Origin of the sequence: Actinoplanes auranticolor (assembly GCF_018332655.1) — a bacterium.
Lineage (GTDB): Bacteria > Actinomycetota > Actinomycetes > Mycobacteriales > Micromonosporaceae > Actinoplanes > Actinoplanes auranticolor.
In genome coordinates this window covers 14,851-29,408 of record NZ_BOQL01000044.1, presented here as the reverse complement: position 1 = coordinate 29,408, position 14,558 = coordinate 14,851, and the positions used below count along the sequence as shown (strand labels likewise).

The window sequence follows — 14,558 nt, the reverse complement described above, 5'->3', positions numbered from 1 at the left end:
GTGTAGGCGTCCATCCGAGCCTGGTAACGGTCTGGCAACTAGCTGGGAAGTCACTGATTGGCCGGCCGAGCGGCGGGTACTCCGGCGCTTGCCGCCATCCGGCGGCCCGACATATGACCCCCTGGAGTGATATTTCATGGCTACCACGACCCACGCGCACGACGGTCTCGACGTCAAGCACGTCCGGACCCGCGGCGAGGAGACCAAGCCGTCGTACAAGACCACCGAGCTGTTCGTCTACCTCGCCGCTGTCGCCGGCGTGCTGATCGCCTCCTACACGGTGGGTGACGGAGCAGCCAACGACGGCAGCGACTACTTCGCCGCGGACAAGGCGTGGTGGTACATCACCCTGCTGACCATCGGTTACCTCGTCAGCCGGGGCCTGGCCAAGGCCGGCAGCCGCAGCAACGACGTGGACCCGCGCACCCACTGATCCGGCACGCAGCGGGCGGCGGGCGCGGTGTTCGTGCCCGCCGCCGCGGCGAGCGTTGACGGCGCCGCACCGCAGTTCGAGAGTCCCGTGGTGGTCGAGGGCGCCGTGCCCGTCTTCGTCGAGCAGCTCAAGGCCGGACTCGATTTCCCGCCGGCCTGGTGCAACCACCGCAAGCTGGGCTTCCGGGCCTGGCAGCGCCGGGCCGCCGGGAGTCGGCGCGGGCCCGGCTGTCCGACGACATCTCGGCGACCGTGTCGGCCTGGCCGGGCACCGCCTGAGCACCAAGGTGTGGCCGGGTCTGGGTCACGTCTTCGTCCGCGAGATGCAGGACGAGGCGTTCGCCTGGCTGGACCGCTGGCTTCAGCGCGGCTGACGTCGCCGGCGTCAGGCCCGGCCGAGGGGACGCTCGGCCTCGCGCGCCATCGAGCGCAGGACCCGGGCGAAACCGGCCTTGCCGACGACGGACAGCAGGGGAGCGGTCAGCCGGGTCAGCCGGTGCGGGCTGACCGTGATGTCCTCGCTCCACACCACCCGGCTGCGGCCGCCCGGCAGCGGGGTGACCACGAACCAGGCCCGGCCGTGCACGACCCGGCCGTGCTTCTCCACGTCGCATCGCCCGGGTGCGTCGTCCGGGGCGTCACCGGCGGGTGGCTCCCAGCGGACCACCGTCATCGGGTCGTCGAAGCTGAGCGGGCCGATCCCGGTGCGGGCCACGAAGACGGCGCCCACCCCGTCGGGACGGGCACTGGTGATGCGGACGCTCGTCAGCGGCGCCCAGTCGGCGTGCTTGCGCCAGTCCACCAGCTCGGCCCAGACCCGCGATGCCGGAGCGTGGACGTCGAGGGACACGTCGAAGCGGGCCATGAGGAAGACCTCTCTGCGTCGCCGGCCGGGCCGTCGCACGCTCTTTCACGGTACGCCGGCGCCCGGCCGCAGTTCGCGGATTCATGAGGCATGATGTACGGACTAGTTCGTATACAAGGAGTGTGATGAGCCGGGGAGCGGCACCAGAACCCGATGTCGACCGCCGGCGTGATGCCGGGCGTACCCGTACGGACATCCTCGACGTCGCCACCCGCGAGTTCGCCGACCAGGGCTACAGCGGTGCCCGGGTGGACGAGATCGCGGCGCGGACGCGCACCACTAAACGGATGATCTACTACTACTTCGGCGGCAAGGAGCAGCTCTACCTGGCCGTGCTGGAGCGCGCGTACGCCGAGATCCGGGCGGCCGAGCGCACCGTCGACGTCGAGCACCTGGCGCCGGTGGCGGCGATCCGCCGCATCGCCGAGGTCACCTTCGACCACCACGAGGCCCACCCCACGTTCATCAAGCTGGTCGGGGTCGAGAACTCCCAGCAGGCCAGGAACATGTCCCAGGTCGCGCGGCTGGTCGACCTGAACAGCTCGGCGATCGGCGTCCTGCAGGACGCGCTCTCCCGCGGCCAGCGCGACGGGACGTTCCGCGCGGACGTCGACGCGCTGGACGTGCACATGATGATCAGCGCCTTCTGCTTCTTCCGGGTGGCCAACCGGCACACCTTCGGCGCCCTGTTCGGCCGCGACCTGCTCGATCCGGCGGCCCGCGACCGGTACCGGACCATGCTGGCCGACATGGTCGTCGGCTACCTCGGCCGGGCCGGGAGCTGAGCCGTGACCGCGGGCCGCCTGCGCCGCTCGATCGCGACGGTGTGTGTCTCCGGGACGCTCGACGACAAGATCGCCGCGGCCGCCGCGGCCGGCTTCGACGGCATCGAGCTGTTCGAGAACGACCTGGTGGTGGCGCCCTGGTCGCCGGCCGAGGTACGGGCGCGGTGCGCCGACCTCGGGCTGGGCATCGAGCTGTACCAGCCGTTGCGCGACTTCGAGGCCGTCCCGGCACCGCTGCTGGCGGCCAACCTGGCCCGCGCCGAGCACAAGTTCGACGTCATGGCCGAGCTGGGCGCCGACACCGTCCTGGTGTGCTCGTCGGTCTCCCCGGCCGCGATCGACGACGACGGTCTCGCCGCCGAGCAGCTGGCTCTGCTGGCCGACCGGGCCCAGGCCCGGGGGATGCGGATCGCCTACGAGGCGCTGGCCTGGGGACGGCACGTGTCCACCTGGGACCACTCGTGGCGGATCGTGCGGCAGGCCGACCACCCCGCGCTCGGACTGTGCCTGGATTCCTTCCACGTCCTGTCGCGTGAGGCCGGCACTGACGACATCGCGCGCATCACCCCGGGCAAGATCTTCTTCCTGCAGCTGGCCGACGCGCCGTATCTGCGCATGGACGTCCTGCAGTGGAGCCGGCACCACCGGCTCTTCCCCGGCCAGGGCACGTTCGACCTCACCGGCTTCGTCGCCGGGGTGCTCGCCGCCGGCTACACCGGTCCGCTGTCGCTGGAGGTGTTCAACGACGTCTTCCGGCAGGCCGACCCGCGGCGGACGGCGATCGACGCCATGCGGTCGCTGATCAGCCTGGAGGACGGCCTCCCGGCGCAGCCGGCGATCGAGCTGCGCCGGCTGCCGGCCGCGCCGCCGCTGTCCGTGCACGCCTTCAGCGAGTTCACGGTGGACGGCCGGTCCGGACCGGTCCTGCAGGACGCGCTGCGCGGGCTCGGGTTCGCCCACACCGGCCAGCACCGGTCCAAGCCGGTCGAGCTGTGGGAGCAGGGCGCCTGCCGGGTCGTGCTCAACAGCGCGGTCACCCGGCCCCAGACTCCCGGCACCGCTGCCCTCAGCACCTTCGCGCTCACCAGCGCCGACCCGCGACGGTCGCGGGCGCGAGCCGAGGCGCTGCTCGCGCCGGCCCTTCCGCGTACCCGGGGGTCGCGGGAGGCGGACCTCGCCGCCGTGGCCGCCCCGGACGGCACCTCGGTGTTCTTCAGCGCCGACGACAACGACTGGCGGGCGGACTTCCTGGCCACCGGTGAGCAGCCAGCGGGCGACACCGGGCTGCTCGGCACCGATCACCTCGGACTGGCCCAGCCCTTCGACCACTTCGACGAGGCCGGGCTTTTCTACCACTCGGTGCTCGGCCTGACCCAGCTGACCACCGAGGAGTACGCGGCACCGTTCGGGCTCATGCGCTCGCGGGCGTTCAGCACCCCGCAGCGTACGGTCCGGCTGGCCCTGACCGTGGCGCTGCTGCGCCGCGGCGAGTGGGCGCCCGCCGTGGTGGATCCGCAGCACGTCGCCTTCGCCACCGCCGACATCTTCGCCACCGCCGCGGCCGTCGACCGGCTGGGCGGCCCGGCGATGCAGGTGCCGGACAACTACTACGCCGACCTGGTCGCGCGGTTCGCTCTGCCCGGGGACCTCGTCGAGCGGCTGCGCCGCCACGGCATCCTCTACGACCGGGACCAGCACGGCGGTGAGCTGTTCCACCTGTACACCCCGGTCTACGGCGGGCGGGTCTTCTTCGAGATCCTGCAGCGCCGGGGTGGTTACGACGGCTTCGGCGAAGCCAACGCACCCGTACGGATGGCCGCCCACCGCCACCTGCGGCTGTCGGCGAGCTGATCGGTCCTCAGAGTTTCTGCAGCTGGGTCACCACCATGGCCACGGCGAAGAAGCCGTAGAAGCCGATCGCCGCCAGCAGCCCACCCAGCCGCCAGCCGCCGATCCGGATGGCCGCCGGCAGGTCCTTGCGGTTGAGCCGCACGAGCAGCACCGAGTACAGCAGGGTCACGACCGAGGCGGCGCAGGTGGACACGATCAGCAGGCCCAGCGGCTGGGTGAAGCCGGCCAGCAGGATCAGCGAGCCCAGGACGATCTCGCCCCACACGACGGCCAGGTAGAGCCGGGCCTCGGTCCAGCGGGCGGAGCCGGCGAGGTAGTTGCGGCGGACGAAGTCGCTGGCCACCCGGCCGATGACGTCGAGCAGTCCCATCGCGGCGGCCCACAGCGAGACCGCGGCGACCGCGAAGAACAGCAGCTTCAGCCAGCCGCCGACCTCGCTCGCGAGCACGTCACCTTCGATCCGCAGGAACGACGGGTCGGACTTGAGGTCGTCGCGGCCGAACAGCGTCTCGTAGGCGAGCAGACTCATGATCGTGATGGTCAGGAAGCAGACCAGCAGGAACGCGAAGAAGTGCTCGATGTTGGCGCGCTTCCACCAGACCCGCCAGCGGGCCAGGTTCTCGTCGTCCTGGGGGAACGTGTACCGGTCGCTGCCGGCGGCTTCCTCCTGGCCGGTGATGGGCGAGATCAGGCGGGGGACGTGCGCGCCCATGCCGTACCGCTTGTCGCGGATCCAGTTGCTGAGCACCAGGTTGTGCACGCCACCGGCGCCCGCCGCACCGATGGCGCTGAGCAGCAGGGTGAAGGTGATGCCCTCGGGGATCTGCCCGAAGCCGGTGACGCTCTCCCGGGCACCCTCACCCCACGTGGCCAGGGAGATCACGAAGACCACGACCACGGCGAGGAAGAACAGCGTCAGGCCGACCTTGACGATCTCGACCCGCTCCACGGTCTTGTAGATGACCTTCGAGACCGACAGCAGGACACCGATGGCGGCCAGCACGGCCACGGTGATCCAGACCGGGTCGCCGCCGCCGACGAGATAGGTGAACACGGTGGAGCCGCTGGTGGCCCAGCCCGGCCAGACGTACTGGAAGGCGCCCGCCAGGCAGATGACGATGCCCCAGCCCTTCCACCACCGGGAGAATCCGGCGACCGCGGTCTGCCCGGTGGCCAGCGTGTAGCGCTCGATCTCCATGTTGATGACGAACTGGACGGCCAGAGTGGCGAAGGCCAGCCAGAGCAGGCCCAGCCCGCCGATCGCGGTGAGGTACGGCCACAGGATGATCTCCCCGGCCGCCATGCCGATGCCGACCGCCACCACGCCGGGGCCGACCATCCGGCGCAACGACATCGGCTCGGGAAGGTTCCTGGTGGTGAGGTGCCCGTCGGGTGGCACGGCTCGGTCTGCTCGCTTCGTCGGTCTGCTCATCGGTGACTCCAGCGGTGTGGGGGCGGGGACGGATCAGGCGTGGATGTGGCGCCCGCTGCCTTGCAGCAGCCGGTTGAGGTGGGCGAGCATCCGGCCGGTGTCGGGGGTACGGCCGGTGAACAACTCGAACGCGGCGGCGGCCTGGAACACGCACATCGCGGCGCCCCCGATGGCGCGCAGGCCCTTGGCCCGCGCCGCGCGCAGCAGCCGGGTCTCGACGGGCAGGTAGATGATGTCCACCACCCACATGTCCGGGTGCAGCAGCGCGACCGGCAGCGGCAGCCCGGGACTGGCGTGCATGCCGACCGGGCTGGCGTTGACCAGGCCGTCGGCGGTCGCCGTGGCCTCGGGTAGTTCGTCGGGTGCGGCCACCGCGATGCGCTCGACCTCGAACCGCATGCTCAGCGCCTCGGCCAGCAGCCCCCGCTGGTCGGCGTCCGGATCGACCACGGTGAGGTGCTCGACACCCGCGCCGAGCTGGGCGAACGCGCAGGCCGCCCCGGCGCCGCCGGCGCCGAGCTGCACCACCCGGCCGACCGCCGCGCCGGGCAAGCCGCGGCGGAACGACTCGTCGAAGCCGTACGCGTCCGTGTTGAAACCCAGCCGCCGGCCGTGCCGGAAGACCACCGTGTTGACCGCGCCGATGTCGCGCGCCTGCGGGGAGAGCTCGTCGAGCAGGCCGACCACCCGCTGCTTGAACGGGTGGGTGATGTTGACGCCGGCGAAGCCGCCGGCCTGGGCGCGGGCCAGCAGGTGGCCGAGGTCGTCCGGGGTACCGGGCTCGGCGATGTCGATCAGCTGGTACGACAGGTCGAGCCCGTGTCGCCGGCCCTCGGTCTCGTGCAGCGACGGTGACAGCGAAGCCCCGATCCCCGCACCGATCAGGCCGTACCGGCAAGGTTTCATGGGCGTGAAGCTCCCGTCGTCGCGCGCACGCTGATCTGCGAATCTCGATGTACGAACTGGTACGTTAGTAAGCGACGAGGGTGCGGGCCTGTCAAGGGAGCTGCGATGGAACGTGCCGCTGAGCGGAACATCCCCGACGTGGCCGTCGCCCGCGTGTCGGCGGTGCTCGGCGCGTTCGACGCGGACCATCGGGAGCTGCGGCTCAGCGAGATCAGCCGCCGGTGCGGGCTGCCCAAGTCGACGACGTCCCGGCTGGTGGCCGGGCTGGTGGTCTACGGCTTCCTGGAGCGCAGCGGCACGCTCCTGCACCTGGGCCGGCGGCTGTCCGAGCTCGGGCGGCTGGGCATGGGCCGCCGTGATCTGCGGGCGGTCGCGCTGCCGTACCTGGTCGACCTGCGGGAGGCGACGAGGCAGTCGGTGCAGCTGGCGGTTCTGGACGGGACTGACGTCGTACTCCTGGAGATCCTGCGCGGCCCGAACACCCCGGAGCCGCTTGCGGCCGGCGGCCGGTTGCCCGCGCACGCGTGCGCGCCCGGCAAAGCTCTGCTGGCATGCAGCGACGAGGCGGCCGTCGCGCTGGTGTGTGCCCGGCCGCTGACCGCGATCGGTCCGCGCACGGTGCTGACCCCGGCGTCGCTGCGCCGGCAGCTGAACCTGGTGCGCGAATCCGGCCTGGCCTACGAGAGCGAGGAGTCCGGCCCGGGAGTCGGCGGCGTCGCCTGCGCGATCCTGCACGCCGACGGGCGCCCGGTCGCGGCCGTCGCGGTCACGGGCTGGTCGGGCCGGCTCAACCCGCGCGCGCTCGGCCCGGCCGTACGCACCGTGGCCCTGGCCGTCGGCCGCGAATTCTGCCCGTCGACGAGCGCCCACTGCCGCCGGTGCCGATGACCGGCTGCGGTACCGTGCCGGCATGGCCCTGACCGCCGACGACCGGTTCGCCATCACCGACCTGATCAACCAGCACGGTCACCTGATCGACCGCGGCGACTTCGCCGGCCTGGCCGCCGTGTTCACCGAGGACGCCCCCTACGACGTGACCGCCCTGGGCGGCGGCGTGCTGGCCGGCCCGGCGGCGATCCACGAGGCCGCCCTTGCCCTGGGCGACGGCAACCCGGTCGCACACCACGTCACCAACATCGTGCTCCACGAGGTGACCGACGGAACCGTCCACGCCACCTCCAAGGGCCTCGGCATCATGGCGGACGGGTCGGCCGGCAGCGTCACCTACGACGACACCGTCGAGCGCACGGCCGCCGGCTGGCGGATCTCCCACCGGGTGGTCCGTCCCCGCCGCCGGCCCCTGCACCCCTGAACGTCGGCGAGGACCGTTCAGCGGCTCAGCAGGTGCAGGCTCCGGTCGGCCTGGCGGTCCGCCGCAGCACCGAGCACTCCCGCAGATGCTCGCCCCGCGCCCACGATGTGTACCGCTTCGTCAGCCGGCCCCGGGCAGACACCAGCTCATGGGTGTGGACCATGGCCGGCAGCCTACGGCGACGGGCGGTGCGCGGTTAATCGTTTGGCGGCTCTGCCCGGTGTCGTTAACTTGCCGCCATGTCCCTTCGTAGTGAGCAGCCGCGTGACCATGCCGCGGTGGCGTCCGTCCATCGCAGTGCGTTCGGCGCGGACCACGGGGACACGGTGGTCCGGCTGGTCGAAGCCCTGCGCCGCGATGACCCCTCGGCGCTCTCCCTGGTCGCCGACGAAGAGGCCGGCGACGTCGTGGGACACGTCATGGTCAGCCGGGCCTGGCTCGACGCCCCGCGGCGGCTGGTCGACGTGCAGTCGCTGAGCCCGCTCGCCGTCCGGCCGCAGTTCCAGCGCCGCGGCCTCGGCGCCGCGCTGATCCGCGCCGCTTTGCTGCACCTCAACGAGCGCGGCGTCCCGCTGGTGTTCCTGGAGGGCGATCCCCGCTACTACTCGCGTCACGGCTTCCGCCCGGCCGGGGAACACGGCTTCGGCAAGCCCTCGCTGCGCATCCCCGACGCGGCTTTCCAGGTCGTGCGGTTGTCGGCCTACGAGCCCTGGATGACCGGCACGTTCGTCTACCCCTCTACGTTCTGGGAGTACGACTGCGTCGGGCTCCGCGAAGCGGCGCACGACCAGGCCGAGAGTGCGTCAGGGGCGGGGTAGCCGCCGGCGGGCTTCCATCAGGCGGGCGAAGAGGTCCGGAGTGGCCCGCATCCGTTCCCGGACCGACGGTGTGGCCAGGCGCTCGTCGATCGCGGCCACCGTACCCAGCGACGGCTCGAACCGGGCGCCCGACAAGGCGATCAGCAGGCGTAGGCAGTCCTCCGGCGCCATTTCGTCGACCTGGGCGTCGAGGACGTGCACCATCTCGGCGATCAGCGCCTCGCGCTCGTCGTCGATTGGTGTCGGGTCCGCGAGCAGGCACTCCACCAACGGCAGCAGGTGCTCGGTGTAGTCGAACCATTCACTCGACCGCAGCTGCAGCGCCAGACGGACCACGTCGGCGGAGGGGAGCCGGTGCGCGTCCGCGGCGAGAGAGCGCAACACCATGCGGATGGCGCGACCCGGCGAGCTGTTGGCAGTGCCGGCCGGCCCCAGCCCGTAGCAGCCAGCGCGGAGGCGACGCGGTCGTACACGGGCAGCAGGCGTGCCGGTTCTTCGCTCAGGGCCGAGGTCACCCACACCTGGACGAGCATGCGGGCGAACGAATCCGTGTCGTCGCGTCCGTGCAGTGCGAAGGTCACCACCGCCTCCGGAAGGTGGTCGAGCAGGGGCTCGAGGGCGTGCCGGAAGGTGTCGTCGCTGATCGCGTTGCTGAGCTGCATCGACTTGAGTGCGGCACGCAGGGGGAAGCCGTCGTGGAAGCTGCTGCCAGGTTCCGAGTCGCGGAGGAACCAGTCCGGGCCGAAGCCGTGCGACCAGAACGGATCGACGTCGTCGACGCCGGCTCCGGGTGAGTGCTCCAGGATCAGGTCGCGGCGCCCGTCGGCCGCCCAGCCCCGGGTGACCGCCAGCGGCTCCAGCGCGTCGAGGAACATGCTCGCCGGGACGGCGGCCCGCCACTGCAGGGCCGAGTCGCGCAGCCAGTCCGCCGGGTCCTTGGCCCGCCGGAAGAGCTCGGACGCCCGCACGGTCCCACCGCAGGCCAGCGTGAGCAGCATCAGGTTGAACGAGTACGTCGCCATCCAGTGGTCGACGCGCTTGTCCACCGGCTGGTAACGGCGCGGGACGTACTGCGGGCGGGTGACCGCCGTGCGTAGGCGTTCCACCAGCCACTCCCGGATCTGCGCGCTGTCCGGGCCGCGCAGCAGGTCGGTGGCGAACGGCAGGACGGTGGTGCGGGCGCTCAGCGGCGTGAAACCGAGCAGCGACTGCAGCAGATCGTCCTCGTCGGACGGGCCGAGCTGCAGGGTACGGGCCCGGGCCCGGGCGGCGGCGTCGCGCAGTGCCTGCACGACGAGCCGGGCCACGAGGTACTCGCCGAAGGTGGCGTGCAGGAACTCGTACGTCTGGCGGGTCCGGTCGTCCTGGTGGGCCTGGGCCCGCTGGATGAAGAAGAACCGCCCGACCATCTCCTGCCCGGCCGTGATCGGTGCCCGGAAGCCCTCGCTGCCGGCCTCCCGTGACGCCCGTAGGCCCAGCCCGGCCAGGTCGGCATCGAGCTCCTCGGTGGTGGCCCACAACCGCAGGCGGTGGAACATCGCGAAGGCGACGACGGACAGCCGCAGCAGCTCCGCCTCGACCAGCTCGGGCATCGCGGTCTCCGGGCGCCCGGCGTGCACCCGGCGGACCTCCCGGTCGGCGAACTCGCTGAGCAGCCGCTCGTAGAGCTGGCCGGTGTCGAAGGTCTCCTCGTCGCTCTGCAGGGCGTTGCCCGTGGCGTCGTACAGCGCCAGCATCAGCAGCAGCAACGGCTGGGAGGCCAGGTCGGGGAAGCGGCGCAGCACCGCCAGCGGCAGCGGTCGCCGGCCCGCCGCGGCCAGCCGGTCGGCGTTCGTGCCGTTCCAGACCGCCAGCCACCGTTCGAGCTGCGGCTCCGCGAACGGCTCCAGCCGCACCACCAGGCCACCGGCGGGCAACCGGGCCCGGTCGGCCACCGCCTCCCGGGTCGTCACCAGCACCGCCACCGGCCGGCCGAGCACGGCCTCGCGCTGCTGGAAGGCCGCCACCCGCTGCAGGTAGTCGGACTGGTGGATGCCGGTCGCCTGGAGCAGCTCGTCGAAGCCGTCGAGCAGGATGACCGGCATCGCGCCGCCGGCCGCGCGGGTCAGCTCGGCCCACGCCACGGTCTCGCCGACGGTGTCGCGCAGCGCCTGCTCCACCTGGTCCTGGATCTCGGCCTCGGCGCGCACGTCGCGCAGCGCGACCCGGACGACGAGGAAGTCCGCGGCCGGCAGCCGGGCGGCCAGGACCCGGGTCAGCGACGACTTGCCGGCACCGGGCTGGCCGAGCAGCAGCATCGGCACGTCCGCCGCCTGCGGGGTGGTCACATAGGTGGCCAGGAAGCCGGCCAGGTCCTCGCGCGGTTCGGCCTGCCACCAGTCCTGCTCGGCCGGGCGCGACCCGAGGCCGGCGGCCTGCACCCGGAAGCGCGGATCGACGTAGGCGGCGCCCAGGGCCGGCATGGTCAGGTCGCCGGCGTCACCGCCGAGGATCGGCCGGTCCAGCTCCGCCCGGTACGCGGCGGCGAGAGCGGCCCGCAGCCGTACGGGATCGTGGCCGGAGGTGACCCGCAGCAGTGCCTCTTCCAGGGCCTGCAGCCCCCGGGCCGTCGCCCGGTCCTCCAGCCGCCGCATCCAGATCGCGAACTCCGGCAGCTCCCCGGACAGCCGCCGGGCCGCCTCCTCGTAGCGATCGAGAGCCCGGTCCGGCAGCTCGCTGGGCAGCAGCATGTCGACCTGGCGCTGGGTGCGCACGTCGGAGTTGTCCCAGACCGCAAGACGGCCGAGGTGGTCGACCATCTTCAGGGCCAGCGTTTCGTACCAGTCCTGGAGGTCGCTCAGCAGGTCGTCATAGGTACGGTCCGGCGACGGCACCGGGATGGTCCCGGCGAGCAGCCGGCCGGGCCAGTCACCGGTCACTTTGGTGCCGGCGGCCAGCATGATCTGCTCGTCGCGGGTGAAGCCGGGTGACGGCATGCCGGCCGTGCCGAGGCAGTCGTCGAGCGCTTCAAAGAACGCCGTGACCACCAGGACGCCGTGCGCCGCCTGGAGCCGCAGGTTGCGGTCGTAGCGGCTCAGGCCCCGTACCGTCTCGGTCAGCTTGCCGGCCACCAGATGGCCGAGCCGGATCGCCTCGGCCTTGGCGTCGAACAGGCTGAGCGCGACCTCGCTGCCGCCGGCCGTGGCCAGGCTCAGCGCCCCGCCGAGCAGGTTGTCGGCCACGGTGACCAGCGGGCTCGACCCGCCCAGCAGCTTGACCGCGCTGGCATACGTCAGACCCTGCGGCACCCGCCCACTATGGACCATCGCGCAGGGCCGCGGCCAGGTCCCGGCGGGAGCCGATGCCCAGCTTGGCGAACACCTTGCGCAGGTGCCACTCGACGGTGCGCGGGCTGAGGAACAGCACGGTGCCGATCTCCGGATTGGTGCGCCCGGCCGCGACCAGGCGGGCGATCTGGGCCTCCTGCGCGGTGAGCTCGGCGGGGACGCCGGGGCTGCGCTTGCGGACGGTCTCGCCGGTGGCGACCAGCTCACGCCCGGCCCGCTCGGCGAAGCCCTCCGCCCCCATCGCGGTGAAGGACTCGTGGGCCGTGCGCAGCTGGGTGCGGGCGTCGGTACGCCGGTTCGCCCGGCGCAGCCATTCGCCGTACAGCAGGCGGGCGCGGGACAGGTGCAGCTCCTGCCCGGCGGCGGTCAGGCGTTCGATCGCCTCGTGGTAGCAGTCCTCGGCCTTGCCCGCGGGTCCCGCGAGCGCGTCGGCGACGGCCTGGGAGCCGAGGGCCCAGGGCGTGGCGGCGACCCCGGTCCGTTCGGCCAGGCGCTCGCGGGCCTCGGCGGCGACCGCGGGCTCGCCGGCCCGGGTGGCCGCCTCGACGAGCTCGGCCAGGGCCCAGGCGAACACGCCCGGATCCTCGTACGCGATCACCTGGCGCGCCGCCCGCATCGCCTCCTGGTACCGGCCGGATCCGTTGCGAAGCACCGCGGTGGCGAAGTGGGCCAGGCCGTGCAGCTGGCCCTCGCCGCGCGCGTCGGCGTCCCGGACGGTGGCGGCGATCAGGTCCGACGCCGGGGCTTCGCGGCCCCGGTAGGCCGCCAGGGTGAGCGCGGCGGAGGGCGGCGTGGGCAGCCCGGTGGCCTGGCCGATGGCGGCGGCCTCGTCGAGCAGGTCCGACGCGTCGGTGAACCGGCCCGCCGGCAGCAGCGCACCGGCGCGCAGGACCAGCGCCGTGGGGAGCAGCGCCAGCGCGCCGGTCGCCCGGGCGGCCCGGATCGCCTGCTCGGTGAGCCGCTGCCAGGCCGCGTCGTCCCAGAGCAGCTGCGCGGCCGGTACGGCCAGCCACAGCAGGCGCGGGTCCTCCTCGGTGGTCAGCGCGGCCAGGGCCCGGCGCAGCTGCGGTACGGCCGTCGCGTACCCCTGCAGGCTCCAGGTCGTGAGGCCGGTCAGCAGCAGACCGGCCGCGTCCTCCCCGGCCGGGACACCGCGGGCGGCCTCGGCCGCGTGCCGCAGATCGTCGCCGCCGAGCCGTCCCGCGTGCACGGCGGCGCCCAGCGCCGACAGGTAGGTCTCACGCGCCGCGGCGAGGTCCAGCTCCTCGAGGCGGCGGGCGGCGGCCAGCAGCGGTGGCCCGGCGGCCCGTCCCTGGCTGAGGGCGAACGCGACCTGGGCCCGCAGCCGCTCGACCCGGGCCCGCTGCAGCGGGCCGAGCGGGCCCAGCTCGGCCGCGGCCAGCAGGTCGGGCACCCGGGCCGGCGCTCCGGCGTCGAAGCGCGCCTGGGCCGCGGCCAGCGCCCGCTCGGCGCGGGGCTTGGGGTCCGGGCTGAGCTCGGCGGCGCGTTCGAGGAACGTCGCGGCCGCGGACCGGCCGCCGCGCGACAGGGCCCGGCCGGCCGACCGTTCCAGCTCGCCGGCGACCTCCTCGTCCGGTCCGGCGGCGGCGTGTGCGCGGTGCCAGGCCCGGCGATCGGGCTCCTGCGCCGGATCGGTCACCTCGGCCAGGGCCCGGTGCACGTCGCGCAGGTCGGCGGCGTCGGCGGACCGCCAGCAGGCCGAGCGGACCAGCGGGTGCCGGAAGCGGGTGCGGGCGGCGAACTCGACCAGTCCGGCGGCCTGTGCGGGGGCGGCGGCCTCGGGGCCGACGCCCAGCCGCTGCAGGGCGCGCCACAGCAGCGTCACGTCGCCGACCGGCTCGACCGCGGCGGCCAGCAGCAGCCGGCGGGTGTCCGGCGGCAACGCGGCGATGCGGCGCTGGAAGCCTTCCTCCATCCGGCTGGCCAGCGGCATCGCCGTCTGCGCACCGAAGCCGAAGGCCAGCTCGGCCGGCGTGAGACCGCGCGGCAGTTCCAGCAGGGCGAGCGGGTTGCCGTGCGTCTCGGCGACGATCCGCTCGCGGACACGGGCGTCGACCGGTCCCGGCAGTACGGAGTCCAGCAGCGCCCGGGCCTCCGCGTCGGGCAGCCCCTCGACGCTCAGCTCGGGCAGGCCCCGGAGCAGCTGTTCGTCACCGGGCCGGCGGGCGGCGAAGATCAGCGCCACGGACTCGGCCTCCAGCCGGCGGGCGACGAAGGTGAGCACCACCTCGGACATCCGGTCCAGCCACTGCACGTCGTCCACCACGCAGACCAGCGGTTGCTCGGCGGCGGCCTCCGCGAACAGCCCCAGCACGGCCAGTCCGACCAGCAGAGCCTGCGGCGGTTGGCCGGCGCTGAGCCCGAAGGCGGTGGCCAGCGCGGCCCGTTGCGGCTCGGCGAGCCGGTCGAGGTGCCCCAGCAGGGGAGCGCACAGCTGCTGCAACGTGGAGTACGCGATCTCGGACTCGGGCTCCACTCCGGCCGCCCGGACGACCCGCCCACCGCCGGGGTGTTCGCTCAGGTAGTCCAGCAGGGCGGTCTTGCCGGCCCCGGCCTCCCCGCGCAGCACCAGCACTCGGCTGTGTCCCGCCCGGACGTCGCGCAGCAGCCCGTCGAGCTGGTCCCGCTCACGCAGGCGGCCCAGCAGCGCGGGGTTCTCGGCGTTCCTCGGCACGTTTGTCCTCCCGGCCGGAGGCTACACCGGGCCGGCCCGCCGGTCCGGCCGCGACGGGCCGTGGGGCCGGATCGGAAACGCGCATTGATTTCGCGCTTGCTGTCGCCCGGCGGCGCCCTTTCCGGCGTCCCATGCA

At 73.3% G+C, this 14,558-nt stretch carries 12 protein-coding genes; 6 read left to right on the top strand and 6 right to left on the bottom strand.

What is annotated here, in order from left to right:
- The first annotated feature begins 136 nt into the window (after positions 1-136).
- The gene (locus tag Aau02nite_RS27455; protein ID WP_212991475.1) at positions 137-433 is read left to right on the top strand and encodes a hypothetical protein; all 297 of its coding nucleotides are present in this window, start codon (positions 137-139) and stop codon (positions 431-433) included.
- A gap of 384 nt (positions 434-817) precedes the next feature.
- On the opposite strand, the gene Aau02nite_RS27450 is transcribed toward Aau02nite_RS27455, so the two are convergent.
- On the bottom strand, positions 818-1,297 hold the full coding sequence (locus Aau02nite_RS27450; RefSeq protein ID WP_212991474.1) for an SRPBCC family protein: 480 nt from the start codon (positions 1,295-1,297) through the stop codon (positions 818-820).
- 125 nt (positions 1,298-1,422) lie between these two features.
- Here Aau02nite_RS27450 and Aau02nite_RS27445 point away from each other — a divergent pair, with 125 nt between their 5' ends.
- Complete coding sequence (locus tag Aau02nite_RS27445; protein ID WP_212991473.1) at positions 1,423-2,082, top strand: TetR/AcrR family transcriptional regulator; 660 nt, start codon at positions 1,423-1,425, stop codon at positions 2,080-2,082.
- 3 nt (positions 2,083-2,085) lie between these two features.
- Positions 2,086-3,933 carry a bifunctional sugar phosphate isomerase/epimerase/4-hydroxyphenylpyruvate dioxygenase family protein gene (locus Aau02nite_RS27440; protein ID WP_246595477.1) on the top strand — a complete coding sequence of 616 codons (1,848 nt, stop codon included), beginning with the start codon at positions 2,086-2,088 and terminating at the stop codon, positions 3,931-3,933.
- Between the two features lie 7 nt (positions 3,934-3,940).
- Here Aau02nite_RS27440 and Aau02nite_RS27435 read toward each other — a convergent pair whose 3' ends face one another.
- Together Aau02nite_RS27435 and Aau02nite_RS27430 are read right to left on the bottom strand one after the other, a co-directional pair.
- On the bottom strand, positions 3,941-5,365 hold the full coding sequence (locus Aau02nite_RS27435; protein ID WP_212991472.1) for an Nramp family divalent metal transporter: 1,425 nt from the start codon (positions 5,363-5,365) through the stop codon (positions 3,941-3,943).
- A 33-nt stretch (positions 5,366-5,398) separates the two neighbouring features.
- Entirely contained in the window at positions 5,399-6,271 is an 873-nt protein-coding gene (locus Aau02nite_RS27430) for a shikimate dehydrogenase (protein ID WP_212991471.1), read from the bottom strand.
- Positions 6,272-6,376: 105 nt separating this feature from the next.
- Here Aau02nite_RS27430 and Aau02nite_RS27425 point away from each other — a divergent pair, with 105 nt between their 5' ends.
- From Aau02nite_RS27425 to Aau02nite_RS27415, 3 genes are all read left to right on the top strand, one after another.
- The gene (locus Aau02nite_RS27425) at positions 6,377-7,159 is read left to right on the top strand and encodes an IclR family transcriptional regulator (protein ID WP_212991470.1); all 783 of its coding nucleotides are present in this window, start codon (positions 6,377-6,379) and stop codon (positions 7,157-7,159) included.
- Positions 7,160-7,181: 22 nt separating this feature from the next.
- Positions 7,182-7,583: a nuclear transport factor 2 family protein gene (locus tag Aau02nite_RS27420; RefSeq protein WP_212991469.1), complete on the top strand. Its 402-nt coding sequence runs from the start codon at positions 7,182-7,184 to the stop codon at positions 7,581-7,583.
- A 239-nt stretch (positions 7,584-7,822) separates the two neighbouring features.
- Positions 7,823-8,401, top strand: coding sequence for a GNAT family N-acetyltransferase (locus Aau02nite_RS27415; protein WP_212991468.1), 579 nt, complete (start codon positions 7,823-7,825; stop codon positions 8,399-8,401).
- Here Aau02nite_RS27415 and Aau02nite_RS27410 read toward each other — a convergent pair.
- From Aau02nite_RS27410 to Aau02nite_RS27400, 3 genes are read right to left on the bottom strand one after another with little or no spacing between them, the layout of a single operon-like run.
- Positions 8,387-8,668, bottom strand: coding sequence for a hypothetical protein (locus tag Aau02nite_RS27410; RefSeq protein WP_212991467.1), 282 nt, complete (start codon positions 8,666-8,668; stop codon positions 8,387-8,389). The two genes, Aau02nite_RS27415 and Aau02nite_RS27410, sit on opposite strands and share 15 nt — an antisense overlap.
- Positions 8,614-11,688: an NACHT domain-containing protein gene (locus Aau02nite_RS27405; protein WP_246595476.1), complete on the bottom strand. Its 3,075-nt coding sequence runs from the start codon at positions 11,686-11,688 to the stop codon at positions 8,614-8,616. Before Aau02nite_RS27405 ends, Aau02nite_RS27410 begins: the two co-directional genes overlap by 55 nt.
- 7 nt (positions 11,689-11,695) lie before the next feature.
- Positions 11,696-14,422 carry a helix-turn-helix transcriptional regulator gene (locus Aau02nite_RS27400; RefSeq protein ID WP_246595475.1) on the bottom strand — a complete coding sequence of 909 codons (2,727 nt, stop codon included), beginning with the start codon at positions 14,420-14,422 and terminating at the stop codon, positions 11,696-11,698.
- Between the last annotated feature and the right edge of the window lie 136 nt (positions 14,423-14,558).

Coding starts and splice junctions, on each gene's coding strand:
- Aau02nite_RS27455 (WP_212991475.1), top strand. CDS start 137: ATGGCTACCACGACCCACGCGCACGACGGTCTCGACGTCAAGCACGTC.
- Aau02nite_RS27450 (WP_212991474.1), bottom strand. CDS start 1,297: ATGGCCCGCTTCGACGTGTCCCTCGACGTCCACGCTCCGGCATCGCGG.
- Aau02nite_RS27445 (WP_212991473.1), top strand. CDS start 1,423: ATGAGCCGGGGAGCGGCACCAGAACCCGATGTCGACCGCCGGCGTGAT.
- Aau02nite_RS27435 (WP_212991472.1), bottom strand. CDS start 5,365: ATGAGCAGACCGACGAAGCGAGCAGACCGAGCCGTGCCACCCGACGGG.
- Aau02nite_RS27430 (WP_212991471.1), bottom strand. CDS start 6,271: ATGAAACCTTGCCGGTACGGCCTGATCGGTGCGGGGATCGGGGCTTCG.
- Aau02nite_RS27425 (WP_212991470.1), top strand. CDS start 6,377: ATGGAACGTGCCGCTGAGCGGAACATCCCCGACGTGGCCGTCGCCCGC.
- Aau02nite_RS27420 (WP_212991469.1), top strand. CDS start 7,182: ATGGCCCTGACCGCCGACGACCGGTTCGCCATCACCGACCTGATCAAC.
- Aau02nite_RS27415 (WP_212991468.1), top strand. CDS start 7,823: ATGTCCCTTCGTAGTGAGCAGCCGCGTGACCATGCCGCGGTGGCGTCC.